Here is a 13617-nt window from a genome sequence, read left to right on the forward strand (position 1 = left end):
TATGAAACTAAAGACCACATTGTTCGGCAATGTTTATCAGTTTAAGGATGTAAAAGAGGTGCTGGCGAAAGCCAACGAACTGCGTTCGGGGGATGTGCTGGCGGGGGTAGCGGCGGAGAGTTCGCAGCAGCGCGTGGCCGCCAAGCAGGTGCTCTCCGATATGACGGTGGCCGATATCCGTAATAACCCGGTGATCCCGTATGAGGAGGACTGCGTTACGCGCCTGATCCAGGATGACGTGAACGAAACCGCCTATCAACGGATTAAACACTGGACCATCAGCGACCTGCGGGAATACGTGCTCAACGACGAGGTCACCAGCGACGATATCGCTTTTGTCCGCAAAGGGCTGACCTCCGAGGTGGTGGCTGCGGTGGCCAAAATCTGCTCCAACGCCGATCTGATCTACGGCGGTAAAAAAATGCCGGTGATCAAAAAAGCCAATACCACCATCGGTCTGCCGGGGACCTTTAGCTGCCGCCTGCAGCCGAACGATACCCGCGACGATGTGCAGAGTATTGCCGCGCAAATCTATGAAGGGCTCTCCTTCGGCGCGGGCGACGCGGTGATTGGCGTCAACCCGGTCACTGACGACGTGGAGAACCTGAGCCGGGTGCTGGATACGGTGTACGGGGTGATCGACAAGTTTAACATCCCGAACCAGGGCTGCGTGCTGGCGCACGTCACCACCCAGATTGAAGCCATCCGCCGCGGCGCGCCGGGGGGGCTTATCTTCCAGAGCATCTGCGGCAGTGAAAAAGGGCTTAAAGAGTTCGGCGTCGAGCTGGCGATGCTCGATGAAGCGCGGGCGGTGGGGGCGGAGTTTAACCGCATCGCCGGGGAGAACTGTCTTTACTTTGAAACCGGGCAGGGCTCGGCGCTTTCCGCGGGCGCTAACTTCGGCGCCGACCAGGTGACCATGGAAGCGCGTAACTATGGCCTGGCGCGGCACTACGATCCGTTCCTCGTCAACACCGTGGTGGGCTTCATCGGGCCGGAGTATCTCTATAACGACCGGCAAATCATTCGCGCCGGACTGGAAGACCACTTTATGGGCAAGCTGAGCGGCATCTCAATGGGCTGCGACTGCTGCTATACCAACCATGCCGATGCCGACCAGAACCTCAACGAAAACCTGATGATCCTGCTGGCGACCGCAGGCTGCAACTACATCATGGGCATGCCGCTCGGCGACGACATCATGCTCAACTACCAGACCACCGCCTTCCACGATACCGCGACCGTGCGCCAGCTGCTGGGCCTGCGGCCGTCGCCGGAGTTTGAACGCTGGCTGGAAACGATGGGCATTATGGCAAATGGTCGCCTGACCAAACGGGCGGGCGATCCGTCACTGTTCTTCTGATGACGCGGGGATGACACATCATGGATCAAAAACAGATTGAAGACATTGTACGCAGCGTAATGGCGTCAATGGGACAACCACAGTCGCAGCCGCAGGCCCCCGCAGCGTCGACGCCGGCCTGCCATGCCGCCTGCGCCAGCGAAGCGGTGGTGGAAAGCTGCGCGCTGGACCTGGGCTCAGCGGAAGCGAAAGCCTGGATTGGCGTACAACATCCGCACCGCGCCGAAGTACTGACTGAACTGAAACGCAGTACCGCGGCGCGCGTTTGCACCGGCCGCGCCGGCCCGCGTCCGCGCACTCAGGCGCTGCTGCGCTTCCTGGCCGATCACTCGCGCTCGAAAGACACGGTGCTCAAAGAGGTGCCGGAAGCGTGGGTGAAAGCGCAGGGGCTGCTGGAAGTGCGTTCCGAGATTAGCGATAAGAACCTCTACCTGACGCGTCCGGATATGGGCCGTCGCCTCAGTCCGGAAGCGATTGATGCGCTGAAGGCGCAGTGCGTGATGGATCCGGATGTGCAGGTGGTGGTCTCCGATGGTCTGTCGACGGATGCCATCACCGCCAACTACGAAGAGATCCTGCCGCCGCTGCTTGCCGGCCTGAAACAGGCGGGTCTGAAGGTCGGGACGCCGTTCTTCGTGCGCTATGGCCGCGTCAAGATTGAAGATCAGATCGGCGAGATCCTCGGCGCGAAGGTGGTGATCCTGCTGGTTGGCGAGCGCCCGGGGCTCGGCCAGTCGGAGAGCCTCTCCTGCTACGCGGTGTACTCCCCGCGGGTGGCGACCACCGTCGAGGCCGACCGGACCTGTATCTCCAATATCCACCAGGGCGGCACCCCGCCGGTAGAAGCCGCCGCGGTGATCGTGGATTTAGCCAAACGCATGCTGGAGCAGAAAGCCTCCGGCATCAACATGAGCCGTTAAGGAGGCATCATGCCAGCATTAGATTTGATTCGACCCTCGGTCACCGCGATGCGCGTGATTGCCTCGGTGAATGACGGTTTCGCGCGCGAGCTTAAATTACCGTCGCATATACGTAGCCTCGGACTCATCACGGCAGATTCTGACGATGTGACGTATATTGCCGCCGACGAAGCGACAAAGCAGGCGATGGTGGAGGTGGTCTATGGCCGCTCCCTCTACGCCGGCGCGGCCCATGGTCCGTCGCCTACCGCCGGCGAAGTACTGATCATGCTTGGCGGCCCGAATCCGGCGGAAGTTCGCGCCGGGCTGGATGCCATGATGGCGCATATTGAAGGTGGGGCGGCATTCCAGTGGGCTAACGACGCGCAAGATACCGCGTTTCTGGCGCACGTGGTGTCGCGTACCGGCTCTTATCTTTCATCGGCCGCTGGCATAGCGTTGGGCGATCCGATCGCTTATCTGGTGGCGCCGCCGCTGGAGGCGACGTTTGGTATCGATGCGGCGATGAAGTCGGCCGACGTTCAGCTGGTGACCTACGTCCCGCCGCCATCGGAAACCAACTATTCGGCCGCCTTTTTGACGGGAAGCCAGGCCGCCTGTAAAGCCGCCTGCAATGCCTTTACCGATGCCGTTCTCGATATTGCCCGTCATCCTGTACAGCGTGCGTAATGGAGGGAGCGATGATCAATGCGCTGGGATTGCTCGAAGTGGAGGGCATGGTCGCGGCTGTAGACGCTGCGGATGCCATGCTTAAGGCGGCCAATGTGCGCCTGCTCAGTCATGAAGTGCTCGACCCGGGCAGGTTAACGCTGGTGGTGGAGGGCGACCTGGCGGCCTGCCGCGCCGCGCTGGATGCCGGGGCCGCCGCTGCCGGGCGGACCGGCTGCGTGATCAGCCGTCGGGAAATTGGCCGCCCGGAAGAGGATACCCAGCGGCTGATCGGCGGTTTTCAGCCACCGCCGCCAGCGCCCATGCCGCCTGCTGACCCGGCTTCATCGGAAGCCTTACTGACGCTGCTGGCTTCAGTTCGTCAGGGCATGACGGCCGGCGAGGTCGCCGCGCATTTTGCCTGGCCGCTGGATAAGGCCCGCCAGGCGCTGGAGCAGCTCTTTTCCGCAGGGACGCTACGAAAACGCAGTAGCCGCTATCGTCTCAAAAATCCATAACCTGTCGGAGGTGCCGGGAGCGGCTTGCCCCCGGCTTTAACGATTATGAAAAAGCGTCGTTCTGCAAATTTGCACCATCTCTGTTGCGAGGCGTTGCCGGAAGACACCAGGCTGACGCCTCAGGTTGAAATTGACAATATTCATCAACGACACACAACCGATGTGTATGAGCACGCCCTGACCATTACCGCCTGGCAACAGATCTACGATCAGCTGCATCCGGGGCAGTTTCGCGGCGAGTTTACCGAAATCCTGCTCGATGAGATCCAGGTCTTCCGCGAATATACCGGGCTGGCGCTGCGCCAGTCCTGCCTGGTCTGGCCGAACTCCTTCTGGTTTGGCATTCCGGCGACCCGGGGAGAACAAGGTTTTATCGGCTCGCAGTGTCTGGGCCGGGCAGAAATCGCCACCCGTCCCGGCGGTACGGAGTTCGAGCTCAGCACGCCGGATGATTACACCATTCTCGGGGTAGTGATTTCGCAGGAGGTGATTGCGCGTCACGCCAGTTTCCTGCACCACCCGGAACGGGTGCTACATATGCTACGCAACCAGTCAGCGCTGGCGGTCCGCGAGCCGCATAAGGCCGCGCTGTGGGGGTTTGTCCAGCAGGCGCTGGCCACCTTTAGCGAGCATCCGGATACCCTTCATCAGCCGGCCGTGCGTAAAGTCCTGCGGGATAATCTGTTGCTGGCGATGGGCACGATGCTGGAAGAAGCGCAGCCGATGGTAAGTGCAGAGAGCGTCAGCCACCAGAGCTACCGCCGCCTGCTGGCGCAGGCGCGCGAATATGTGCTGGAAAACAGCGCGGAGCCGTTAACCGTTCTCGATCTGTGCCAGCAGCTGTACGTCAGCCGTCGCACCTTGCAAAACGCCTTCCATGCGATACTGGGGATTGGTCCTAACGCCTGGCTCAAACGGATCCGCCTGAACGCCGTGCGTCGGGAGCTGATAAGCCCCTGGTCAGAGCGCGAGACGGTCAAGGAGGCGGCCATGCAGTGGGGATTCTGGCATTTGGGGCAGTTCGCCACCGACTATCAGCAGCTGTTTGCTGAGAAACCGTCGATGACGCTGCACCATCGCCTGCGCCAGTGGGTGTGAGGGAAGAGACTCCGCTACCGGGTGGCCAGCCGCCATCCGGCCGTTACAGCCAGTCGCGCACCTGAATAAACTCGCTCAGCGCCGCCTCGGGGCTGCCGGGCTCGGGCTGATAATCATATTCCCAGCGCACCAGCGGTGGCATCGACATCAGAATCGACTCCGTACGCCCGCCGGTCTGCAGGCCGAACAGGGTGCCGCGGTCCCAGACCAGATTGAACTCGACATAGCGGCCGCGACGGTAGAGTTGAAAGTGGCGCTCGCGTTCGCCGTACGGCGTGGCTTTCCGGCGTTCGACGATAGGTAAATAGGCGTCAGCATAGCCGTTCCCGACCGCCTGCATAAAGGCGAAGCAGTGGTCAAAATCCGGGGTGTTCAGGTCGTCAAAGAACAGGCCGCCGATGCCGCGCTGCTCCTGGCGGTGCTTGAGATAGAAGTAATCATCACACCATTTTTTATAGCGCGGATAGACTTCCTCGCCGAACGGCAGACACAGATCGCGGGCGGTACGATGCCAGTGGACGGCATCCTCTTCAAAGCCGTAGTAAGGGGTTAAATCAAAGCCGCCGCCGAACCACCACACCGGGTCGGCGCCAGGCTTTTCGGCAATAAAGAACCGCACGTTGGCATGGCTGGTGGGCACGTAGGGGTTCAGCGGATGAACCACCAGCGAGACGCCCATGGCTTCAAAACTGCGTCCGGCCAGCTCCGGGCGGTGCGCGGTGGCGGAGGCAGGCATGGCGTCGCCATGGACGTGGGAAAAGTTGACCCCCGCCTGCTCGAACACCCGGCCTTCGCGCAGCACCCGGCTGCGTCCGCCGCCACCGCCTTCCCGCTGCCAGGCATCTTCAATAAACGGCGCGCCATCCACGGCGCTCAGCTGCTGACAGAGGCTGTCCTGGAGCTGAAGCAGAAAAGTTTTTACCTGCGCGGCATCGGGTTTCATTAACGTCTCTTCGAATGGGCTTTCTGGTTATCGAACCAGTGGAAATAGCTGATAATGCCGTTGGCAATCGCGGTGGCGATTTTCTGCCGGAAGGCGGTGGTGCCGAGCAGTTTCTCCTCGTTCGGGTTGGTGATAAACGAGGTTTCCACCAGCACGGACGGTATGGATGGTGACTTCAGCACCACGAACGCCGCCTGCTCGGTATTGCGGCTGTGCAGCTTATGTACCGGCTTGATCTTTTTCAGGATATGCGAGCCCAGCGTCAGGCTGTTTTTGATGGTGTCGGTCTGCACCAGATCGAACAGTACCTGCTGCAGCAGATGGTCTTTATCCGTCGCTTTCTTACCGGCGACCTCATCGGCGCGGTTTTCGCGATCGGAGAGGTATTTCGCCATGGCGCTACTGGCGCCGCGGTTTGACAGGGCGAACACCGAGGCGCCGGCGGCGCTCGGGTTGGTAAAACCATCGGCGTGGATTGACATAAACAGATCGGCGCCGTGCTGATGGGCGATCTCCACGCGGTCGTACAGCGGGATAAAGGTATCGCCGGTGCGGGTCAGGCGGGCGTCGATGCCGTTGCTGCGCAAAATGCTGCGCACGTTCTTAGCGATCGCCAACACCACATGCTTCTCTTTCGAGCCGTTATGGCCGATAGCGCCGGTATCGATGCCGCCGTGGCCCGGATCTAACATTACAATCCGGCGACCCCCGGCCTTTTTGGCGGCGGGTTTGCTATGTCCATTTGACGTTTTCAGTGGCTGTTCTTTTGCGCTGACCTGTGAGGCGACGCCGCTCAGCGTCATCGCAGCCAGCCCGGCTTTCAGCACCTGACGGCGCGAAGCAAGTATTTTTAAGGGTTTAAAAGTGCTCATTCGGCCTGAATTGTAAACAAGTGATGTCCAATGTTATATCGTATCGCGTTTGCCGTTACGACCATTCAAAATAAGAATTGTTTTACTTTTCATTTCAATACATGACAAAGTCATATTATGCCATTTTTTGTCGCTGATTTCGCCTGATATTGGCTATCAGTTATATTCGCGCCATAATCACTGTTTTTAACCGTCAATGGTGGGGAATACCATGGAGATTCGCGTTTTTCGCCAGCAGGATTTCGAAGAGGTTGTGACGCTGTGGGAGCGCTGCGATCTGCTGCGCCCGTGGAACGATCCGGAGATGGATATTGAGCGCAAGCTGAATCACGACGTCAGCCTGTTTCTGGTGGCGGAAGTGAATGGCGAAGTGGTCGGCACAGTGATGGGCGGATATGACGGTCATCGCGGATCGGCCTATTATCTCGGCGTCCATCCGGAATATCGCGGCCGGGGTATCGCGAACGCGCTGCTCAACCGTCTGGAGAAAAAGCTGATTGCCCGCGGCTGCCCGAAAATCAACATTATGGTCCGTGAAGACAACGACGTGGTGCAGGGAATGTACGAGCGGTTGGGCTATGAGTACGCCGATGTCCTGACCCTGGGCAAGCGCCTGATCGAAGATGAAGAATACTGAGTTTATCCCCGCCGATTTTGATGCCCATGGCCGTCTGCGCCTGCCTTTGCTTTTCTGGTGCGTGCTGTTGTTGCAGGCCCGCACGTGGGTGCTGTTTTTGATGGCCGGCGCATCGCGCCAGCAGGGCGACGCGATTCTTAATCTGTTCTATCCCGATCACGAGCGCTTCTGGCTTGGTTTACTGCCAGGCGTGCCGGCGGTGCTGGCCTTTCTGCTTAGCGGCTATCGTCAGCGCCTGCCGCGCCTGTGGCGGGCGATGCGCTGGCTGCTGGTGCTATCGCAAGTGCTGCTGTTGCTGTGGCAGCCGATGCTATGGCTGAGCGGCGAATCTCCCTCCTCGTTGACCATTGCGCTGCTGGTCGCGGATGGCTATGCCCTGTGGTGGCTGTTAACCAGCCGTCGCCTGGGCGCCTGTTTTCACCAGACCACCTTTTAATGGCACTTTTTGCCGATCGTGAACTCCAACATGCGTTGAATGACTCAGAAAGGATTGAGATATGAAATCGCTACGTGTAATGCTCTGTGCGCTTCCGCTGGCGCTGACCGGCTGCTCCACGATGAGCGCAGTCAACTGGTCGGCGGCCTATCCGTGGAACTGGTTTGGCGCTTCCACCGAGGTGACCGAGCAGGGAGTGGGTAAACTGACGGCCTCCACGCCGCTCAATGAACAGGCGATTAGCGATGCGCTGGGCAGCGACTACCGTTTACGCAGCGGAATGAAGACCGATAAGGGCAATATCGTCCACTACTTTGAAGCGCTGAAAAACAACAGCGTGGCGCTGACCATCAATGGCGACAACGGTGCTATCAGCCGGATTGACGTGCGTGATGCGGATATCAAAACCGCCAGCGGCGTGAAAATCGGCACACCGTTTAGCGACCTGTACAGCAAAGCCTTCGGCAACTGCCAGAAAGGCAGCCATGACAACGGGGCGGTCGTCGAGTGTCAGGCCGAGGGGAGCCAGCATATCAGCTATGCCTTCACTGGCCACTGGAGCGGTCCGGACGAGCTGATGCCCTCCGACGATACGCTGAAAAACTGGAAGGTCAGCAAGATTATCTGGCGTCGCTAAATTGATCTGAAGAGACACGACAGCTCTGAAAAACGGTTACAATGGCGCGTTAGCAACGCGACAGCGTTGTGGTTGCATCATTTCAGGAGGAGCGATGTCTCAGGTTCAGAGCGGCATTTTGCCGGAACATTGCCGCGCGGCGATTTGGATTGAAGCCAATCTCAAAGGGGACGTTAACGCCCTGCGCGAAGCGAGCAAAATTTTTGTCGATAACGTGGCCACCTTCCAGGCTAAATTCCCCGACGCCAAACTCGGTGCGGTGGTGGCGTTCGGCAATAACGTCTGGCGTCAGCTGAGCGGCGGCGAAGGGGCGGATGAGTTAAAAGATTTCCCGGTCTATGGCAAAGGGCTGGCGCCGTCCACCCAGTATGACCTGCTGATTCATATTTTATCCGCCCGTCATGAAGTTAACTTCTCGGTGGCGCAGGCCGCGCTGGCCGCCTTTGGTGACGCTATCGACGTGAAAGAAGAGATCCACGGCTTCCGCTGGGTGGAAGAGCGTGACCTCAGCGGCTTCGTCGATGGCACCGAAAACCCGGCGGGGGAAGAAACCCGCCGCGAAGTGGCGGTCATTAAAGACGGCGTGGATGCGGGCGGCAGCTACGTGTTCGTCCAGCGCTGGGAGCATAATCTCAAACAGCTGAACCGCATGAGCGTGCCGGATCAGGAGATGATGATCGGCCGTACTAAAGACGCTAACGAAGAGATCGATGGCGATGAACGTCCGGTCACGTCGCACCTGAGCCGCGTGGACTTAAAAGAAGATGGCAAAGGGCTGAAAATCGTCCGTCAGAGCCTGCCGTACGGCACCGCCAGCGGCACCCATGGCCTCTATTTCTGCGCCTACTGCGCGCGCCTGTATAACATCGAGCAGCAGCTGCTGAGCATGTTTGGCGATACCGACGGTAAACGCGACGCGATGCTGCGCTTCACCAAACCGGTGACCGGCGGGTATTACTTCGCGCCGTCGCTGGAGCGTATCCAGGCGCTGTAATTTTTCCCCTCACCCTAACCCTCTCCCCAAATGGGAGAGGGGACGGTAAGGTGCGGCTATGGGATCTGCGTGCGGATTCTTTTACTCCCTCTCCCTCAGTCAGAGGGGAGGGGTGAGGGCATCGGCGACTCAGGCGCTTCAAGTATCCCCTCCATCACCGCATCACCATGCTCTTCAAACTCAATATTCCAGAAGCGTAAAACTCGCCATCCCTCGCTCTGTTGCCAGCGGGTGCGGCGTCATCGTGTTGGCCGCCGTCCAGTTCAATCGCCAGCCGTATTGCGCAGCAGGCGAAATCGAGAATATAGGGGCCAACGGGGTGCTGACGGCGAAACGTGTCGCTAGCAAAACGGCGGTTGCGCAGTCAGTACCCTGGTCGACGTTCTGCGGGCGTTAAGCTACGTCTGAGCTGACGAGCAAATATCTGTGTGTTTTTCATATAAACACAGTGCACGCCTGGCTGCCGTTTGTCACAATGACCCGTCTAATCTGCGAGCCGCTTTCAGCTAAGCTTTGCCAGTTGCTTATTCCCTTTTCGACTTCCAAATCGCCAAACGGTATATAAAACCGTTACTCCTTTCGTACCCGTTATAAATATGATGATCATCAGAAAATGTTCAACGTTGATAAGGGTGCGCAATGGCCGTTAAATCACTGAAAAAAGGATATCTGGCGCTGGCGGCTTCCATGCTGCTGATGGCGCAGGCGCAGGCGACGGAGCTGCTGAACAGCTCCTATGATGTCTCCCGCGAGCTGTTTGCCGCCCTTAACCCGCCTTTTGAGCAGCAGTGGGCGAAAGACAATGGCGGGGACAAGCTGACCATCAAGCAGTCGCATGCCGGTTCATCCAAGCAGGCACTGGCTATTTTGCAGGGCCTGAAGGCGGACGTGGTCACCTACAACCAGGTGACGGACGTGCAGATCCTGCATGACAAAGGCAACCTGATCCCGGCCGACTGGCAAAGCCGTCTGCCGAATAACAGCTCACCGTTCTATTCGACGATGGGTTTCCTGGTGCGTAAAGGCAATCCGAAAAACATTCATGACTGGAACGATCTGGTTCGCTCTGACGTCAAGCTGATCTTCCCGAACCCGAAAACCTCGGGTAACGCCCGATACACCTACCTGGCGGCATGGGGCGCGGCGGATAAAGCCGATGGCGGCGATAAAGCTAAAACCGAACAGTTTATGACTCAGTTTCTCAAGAACGTCGAAGTCTTTGACACCGGCGGGCGCGGAGCGACCACCACCTTCGCCGAGCGCGGCCTCGGCGATGTGCTGATTAGCTTCGAATCGGAAGTGAACAATATTCGCAAGCAGTATGAGGCGCAGGGATTTGAAGTGGTTATCCCGAAAACCAACATTCTGGCGGAGTTCCCGGTAGCCTGGGTCGATAAAAACGTCAAAGCCAATGGCACGGAAAAGGCGGCGAAAGCCTACCTGAACTGGCTCTATACGCCACAGGCGCAAACTATCATTACCGACTACTACTATCGGGTAAACAACCCGAAAGTGATGGATGCTCTGAAGGATAAATTCCCGCAGACCGAGCTGTTCCGCGTGGAAGATAAGTTTGGCTCCTGGCCTGAGGTGATGAAAACCCATTTCGCCAGCGGCGGCGAACTGGACAAACTGCTGGCGGCGGGGCGTAAGTAATGTTTGCTGTGTCGTCCAAGCGCGTGCTGCCGGGCTTTACCCTGAGCCTTGGCACCAGCCTGCTGTTTGTCTGTCTGATTTTGTTATTACCGCTCAGCGCGTTGGTGATGCAGCTGGCGCAGATGAGTTGGGCGCAGTACTGGGATGTGATCACCAACCCGCAGGTGGTGGCCGCCTATAAGGTGACGCTGCTGTCGGCGTTTGTGGCCTCGATTTTTAACGGCGTCTTTGGTCTGCTGATGGCCTGGATCCTGACCCGCTATCGTTTTCCGGGCCGCACGCTGCTGGATGCCTTAATGGACCTGCCATTTGCGCTGCCGACGGCGGTAGCCGGTCTGACCCTGGCCTCGCTGTTTTCGGTGAACGGTATTTACGGGGAATGGCTGGCGAAGTTCGATATTAAAGTCACCTATACCTGGCTCGGCATCGCCGTGGCGATGGCCTTCACCAGCATCCCGTTTGTGGTACGCACCGTGCAGCCGGTGCTGGAAGAGTTGGGGCCCGAGTATGAGGAAGCGGCGGAAACGCTGGGCGCCACGCGCTGGCAGAGTTTCCGCAAGGTGGTGCTGCCGGAGCTGTCGCCGGCGCTGCTGGCGGGCATTGCTCTGTCGTTTACCCGCAGCCTCGGCGAATTCGGCGCGGTGATTTTTATCGCCGGCAACATCGCGTGGAAGACGGAAGTAACGTCGCTGATGATCTTTATTCGTCTGCAGGAGTTTGACTATCCGGCGGCGAGCGCCATCGCCTCGGTGATCCTGGCCGCCTCACTGCTGCTGCTGTTTTCCATCAATACCCTGCAGAGTCGCTTTGGTCGACGCGTGGTAGGTCACTAATGGCGGAAGTTACTCAATTGAAACGCTACGACGCGCCCCGTATCAACTGGGGAAAATGGTTTCTGATTGGCGTCGGGATGCTGGTCTCCGCCTTCATCCTTGTGGTGCCGATGCTCTACATCTTTATCCAGGCCTTCAGCAAAGGATTGATGCCGGTGCTGGAAAACCTGGCGAACCCGGACATGCTGCATGCCATCTGGCTGACGGTGATGATTGCGTTGATTACCGTACCGGTGAACCTGGTGTTCGGTACCTTGCTGGCCTGGCTGGTGACACGTTTTACCTTTCCGGGGCGCCAGCTGCTGCTGACGTTGCTGGATATCCCGTTCGCCGTCTCGCCGGTGGTGGCCGGTCTGGTGTATCTGCTGTTTTACGGCTCTAACGGTCCGCTGGGCGGCTGGCTTGACGCGCATAATCTGCAAATCATGTTCGCCTGGCCAGGCATGGTGCTGGCGACCATCTTTGTTACCTGTCCGTTTGTGGTGCGTGAGCTGGTGCCGGTGATGATGAGTCAGGGCAGTCATGAAGATGAGGCCGCGGTGCTGCTGGGCGCGTCCGGCTGGCAGATGTTCCGCCGGGTGACGTTGCCCAATATTCGCTGGGCGCTGCTGTACGGCGTGGTGCTGACCAACGCCCGCGCCATCGGCGAATTTGGCGCGGTGTCGGTGGTTTCCGGCTCGATCCGCGGCGAAACGCTGTCGCTGCCGCTGCAAATTGAACTACTGGAGCAGGATTACAACACCGTCGGCTCGTTTACCGCCGCCGCCCTGCTGACGTTAATGGCTATTCTGACCCTGTTTTTAAAGAGTATGTTGCAATGGCGTCTGGCCAATCAGAAAGAACGCGCGCAACAGGAGGGAAATCATGAGCATTGAGATTGCCAATATTAAGAAATCGTTTGGTCGCACCCAGGTGCTGAATGATATCTCGTTGGATATCCCTTCCGGACAAATGGTTGCGCTGCTGGGGCCCTCGGGCTCCGGAAAAACCACCCTGCTGCGAATTATCGCCGGTCTGGAGCATCAGACCAGCGGTCATATCCGCTTCCACGGTACCGACGTCAGTCGGATGCACGCTCGCGACCGTAAAGTGGGCTTCGTTTTCCAGCACTATGCGCTGTTCCGCCATATGACGGTGTTCGATAACATCGCCTTTGGCCTGACCGTGCTGCCGCGCCGCGAACGCCCCAATGCGGCGGCGATTAAAGCCAAGGTGACCAAACTGCTGGAGATGGTGCAGCTGGCCCATCTGGCGGATCGCTATCCGGCGCAGCTGTCCGGAGGCCAGAAGCAGCGCGTGGCGCTGGCGCGCGCCCTGGCGGTGGAGCCGCAAATTTTGCTGCTGGATGAACCTTTCGGTGCGCTGGATGCGCAGGTGCGTAAAGAGCTGCGCCGCTGGCTGCGTCAGCTGCATGAAGAGCTGAAATTCACCAGCGTGTTCGTCACCCACGATCAGGAAGAGGCGATGGAAGTTGCCGACCGGGTGGTGGTCATGAGCCAGGGCAACATCGAACAGGCCGATGCCCCGGAGCGCGTATGGCGTGAGCCGTCTACCCGTTTCGTGCTGGAGTTTATGGGGGAAGTGAACCGCCTGCAGGGGGTCATCCGCGGTGGACAGTTCCACGTCGGCGCCCACCGCTGGCCGTTAGGCTATACCCCGGCATACCAGGGGCCAGTGGACCTGTTCCTGCGCCCATGGGAAGTGGACATCAGCCGGCGGACCAGCCTGGATTCGCCGCTGCCGGTGCAGGTCCTGGAGGCCAGTCCGAAAGGGCACTACACCCAATTAGTCGTCCAGCCTCTGGGGTGGTATGACGAACCGCTGAGCGTGGTGTTAACGGGCGATGAGGCGCCGTCCCGCGGCGAACGGCTGTTCGTCGGGCTGCAAAACGCGCGGTTGTACAACGGTACCGAGCGTATCGAGCCGCGCGGCGAGCTTGCTCTGGCGGAGTCGGCCTGATAGCTTAAATCAATGTGCTTTTGCCGGGTGAGGCTCTGCTTACCCGGTCTGGAATTATCACGCGTCTGCCAGGCCGGGTAAGCGAAGCGCCGCCCGGCTTTTT

General features: G+C 59.0%; 16 protein-coding genes. 13 read left to right on the forward strand and 3 right to left on the reverse strand.

Going from position 1 to position 13617, the window contains the following annotated elements; all coding sequences use genetic code 11:
• Window position 1: 1 nt before the first annotated feature.
• Genes eutB through eutR form a run of 5 tightly spaced genes read left to right on the forward strand, consistent with a single transcriptional unit; the run spans window position 2 to window position 4547 of the window.
• A complete protein-coding gene (eutB, locus tag ACR809_RS07025; protein ID WP_122051150.1) occupies window positions 2-1363 on the forward strand; it encodes an ethanolamine ammonia-lyase subunit alpha in 1362 nt (453 codons plus the stop codon).
• Window positions 1364-1383: 20 nt separating this feature from the next.
• Window positions 1384-2283, forward strand: coding sequence for an ethanolamine ammonia-lyase subunit EutC (gene eutC / locus ACR809_RS07030; RefSeq protein ID WP_004174901.1), 900 nt, complete (start codon window positions 1384-1386; stop codon window positions 2281-2283).
• Between the two features lie 9 nt (window positions 2284-2292).
• On the forward strand, window positions 2293-2952 hold the full coding sequence (gene eutL / locus ACR809_RS07035) for an ethanolamine utilization microcompartment protein EutL (RefSeq protein ID WP_004174905.1): 660 nt from the start codon (window positions 2293-2295) through the stop codon (window positions 2950-2952).
• Between the two features lie 11 nt (window positions 2953-2963).
• Window positions 2964-3449 carry an ethanolamine utilization microcompartment protein EutK gene (gene eutK / locus ACR809_RS07040; RefSeq protein WP_040212110.1) on the forward strand — a complete coding sequence of 162 codons (486 nt, stop codon included), beginning with the start codon at window positions 2964-2966 and terminating at the stop codon, window positions 3447-3449.
• Window positions 3450-3494: 45 nt separating this feature from the next.
• Entirely contained in the window at window positions 3495-4547 is a 1053-nt protein-coding gene (eutR, locus tag ACR809_RS07045; RefSeq protein ID WP_002913642.1) for an HTH-type transcriptional regulator EutR, read from the forward strand.
• A 43-nt stretch (window positions 4548-4590) separates the two neighbouring features.
• Here the strand turns inward: eutR and hemF are convergent, their stop codons facing one another.
• Entirely contained in the window at window positions 4591-5490 is a 900-nt protein-coding gene (gene hemF / locus ACR809_RS07050; RefSeq protein ID WP_004145617.1) for an oxygen-dependent coproporphyrinogen oxidase, read from the reverse strand.
• Entirely contained in the window at window positions 5490-6362 is an 873-nt protein-coding gene (gene amiA / locus ACR809_RS07055; protein WP_002913639.1) for an N-acetylmuramoyl-L-alanine amidase AmiA, read from the reverse strand. Before amiA ends, hemF begins: the two co-directional genes overlap by 1 nt.
• 211 nt (window positions 6363-6573) lie before the next feature.
• Between amiA and ACR809_RS07060 the strand changes: the two genes are divergently transcribed.
• The 4 genes from ACR809_RS07060 to ACR809_RS07075 all read left to right on the forward strand — a co-directional run bounded on the left by ACR809_RS07060 (window position 6574) and on the right by ACR809_RS07075 (window position 9066).
• Window positions 6574-6999 carry a GNAT family acetyltransferase gene (locus ACR809_RS07060; protein ID WP_002913637.1) on the forward strand — a complete coding sequence of 142 codons (426 nt, stop codon included), beginning with the start codon at window positions 6574-6576 and terminating at the stop codon, window positions 6997-6999.
• Complete coding sequence (locus ACR809_RS07065; RefSeq protein ID WP_002913635.1) at window positions 6986-7435, forward strand: DUF2919 domain-containing protein; 450 nt, start codon at window positions 6986-6988, stop codon at window positions 7433-7435. The genes ACR809_RS07060 and ACR809_RS07065 overlap by 14 nt, the downstream gene beginning before the upstream one ends.
• A 61-nt stretch (window positions 7436-7496) precedes the next feature.
• Window positions 7497-8072, forward strand: a complete 576-nt coding sequence (locus tag ACR809_RS07070; RefSeq protein ID WP_002913630.1) for an RpoE-regulated lipoprotein — start codon at window positions 7497-7499, stop codon at window positions 8070-8072.
• A 94-nt stretch (window positions 8073-8166) separates the two neighbouring features.
• Window positions 8167-9066, forward strand: coding sequence for a Dyp-type peroxidase (locus tag ACR809_RS07075; RefSeq protein WP_004145614.1), 900 nt, complete (start codon window positions 8167-8169; stop codon window positions 9064-9066).
• Window positions 9067-9220: 154 nt separating this feature from the next.
• Here the strand turns inward: ACR809_RS07075 and ACR809_RS07080 are convergent, their stop codons facing one another.
• On the reverse strand, window positions 9221-9430 hold the full coding sequence (locus tag ACR809_RS07080) for a DUF559 domain-containing protein (RefSeq protein ID WP_349815817.1): 210 nt from the start codon (window positions 9428-9430) through the stop codon (window positions 9221-9223).
• A 275-nt stretch (window positions 9431-9705) separates the two neighbouring features.
• Here ACR809_RS07080 and cysP point away from each other — a divergent pair, with 275 nt between their 5' ends.
• From cysP to cysA, 4 genes are read left to right on the forward strand one after another with little or no spacing between them, the layout of a single operon-like run.
• The gene (cysP, locus tag ACR809_RS07085) at window positions 9706-10722 is read left to right on the forward strand and encodes a thiosulfate/sulfate ABC transporter substrate-binding protein CysP (protein ID WP_122051151.1); all 1017 of its coding nucleotides are present in this window, start codon (window positions 9706-9708) and stop codon (window positions 10720-10722) included.
• Entirely contained in the window at window positions 10722-11555 is an 834-nt protein-coding gene (cysT, locus tag ACR809_RS07090; RefSeq protein WP_002913626.1) for a sulfate/thiosulfate ABC transporter permease CysT, read from the forward strand. Before cysP ends, cysT begins: the two co-directional genes overlap by 1 nt.
• The gene (cysW, locus tag ACR809_RS07095) at window positions 11555-12430 is read left to right on the forward strand and encodes a sulfate/thiosulfate ABC transporter permease CysW (protein ID WP_002913625.1); all 876 of its coding nucleotides are present in this window, start codon (window positions 11555-11557) and stop codon (window positions 12428-12430) included. The genes cysT and cysW overlap by 1 nt, the downstream gene beginning before the upstream one ends.
• A complete protein-coding gene (cysA, locus tag ACR809_RS07100; protein ID WP_002913623.1) occupies window positions 12420-13514 on the forward strand; it encodes a sulfate/thiosulfate ABC transporter ATP-binding protein CysA in 1095 nt (364 codons plus the stop codon). The genes cysW and cysA overlap by 11 nt, the downstream gene beginning before the upstream one ends.
• Window positions 13515-13617: the final 103 nt, after the last annotated feature.

The organism is Klebsiella sp. CD33 (assembly GCF_051992865.1).
In the GTDB taxonomy this organism is placed as follows: domain Bacteria; phylum Pseudomonadota; class Gammaproteobacteria; order Enterobacterales; family Enterobacteriaceae; genus Klebsiella; species Klebsiella pneumoniae.

Excerpts from the sequence above, each read along its gene's own strand:
- hemF (WP_004145617.1), bottom strand. The coding sequence starts at position 5,490 with ATGAAACCCGATGCCGCGCAGGTAAAAACTTTTCTGCTTCAGCTCCAG.
- eutR (WP_002913642.1), top strand. The coding sequence starts at position 3,495 with ATGAAAAAGCGTCGTTCTGCAAATTTGCACCATCTCTGTTGCGAGGCG.
- cysA (WP_002913623.1), top strand. The coding sequence starts at position 12,420 with ATGAGCATTGAGATTGCCAATATTAAGAAATCGTTTGGTCGCACCCAG.
- cysT (WP_002913626.1), top strand. The coding sequence starts at position 10,722 with ATGTTTGCTGTGTCGTCCAAGCGCGTGCTGCCGGGCTTTACCCTGAGC.
- eutL (WP_004174905.1), top strand. The coding sequence starts at position 2,293 with ATGCCAGCATTAGATTTGATTCGACCCTCGGTCACCGCGATGCGCGTG.
- ACR809_RS07070 (WP_002913630.1), top strand. The coding sequence starts at position 7,497 with ATGAAATCGCTACGTGTAATGCTCTGTGCGCTTCCGCTGGCGCTGACC.
- cysP (WP_122051151.1), top strand. The coding sequence starts at position 9,706 with ATGGCCGTTAAATCACTGAAAAAAGGATATCTGGCGCTGGCGGCTTCC.
- eutK (WP_040212110.1), top strand. The coding sequence starts at position 2,964 with ATGATCAATGCGCTGGGATTGCTCGAAGTGGAGGGCATGGTCGCGGCT.
- eutB (WP_122051150.1), top strand. The coding sequence starts at position 2 with ATGAAACTAAAGACCACATTGTTCGGCAATGTTTATCAGTTTAAGGAT.
- ACR809_RS07060 (WP_002913637.1), top strand. The coding sequence starts at position 6,574 with ATGGAGATTCGCGTTTTTCGCCAGCAGGATTTCGAAGAGGTTGTGACG.
- ACR809_RS07065 (WP_002913635.1), top strand. The coding sequence starts at position 6,986 with ATGAAGAATACTGAGTTTATCCCCGCCGATTTTGATGCCCATGGCCGT.
- ACR809_RS07075 (WP_004145614.1), top strand. The coding sequence starts at position 8,167 with ATGTCTCAGGTTCAGAGCGGCATTTTGCCGGAACATTGCCGCGCGGCG.
- amiA (WP_002913639.1), bottom strand. The coding sequence starts at position 6,362 with ATGAGCACTTTTAAACCCTTAAAAATACTTGCTTCGCGCCGTCAGGTG.
- eutC (WP_004174901.1), top strand. The coding sequence starts at position 1,384 with ATGGATCAAAAACAGATTGAAGACATTGTACGCAGCGTAATGGCGTCA.
- cysW (WP_002913625.1), top strand. The coding sequence starts at position 11,555 with ATGGCGGAAGTTACTCAATTGAAACGCTACGACGCGCCCCGTATCAAC.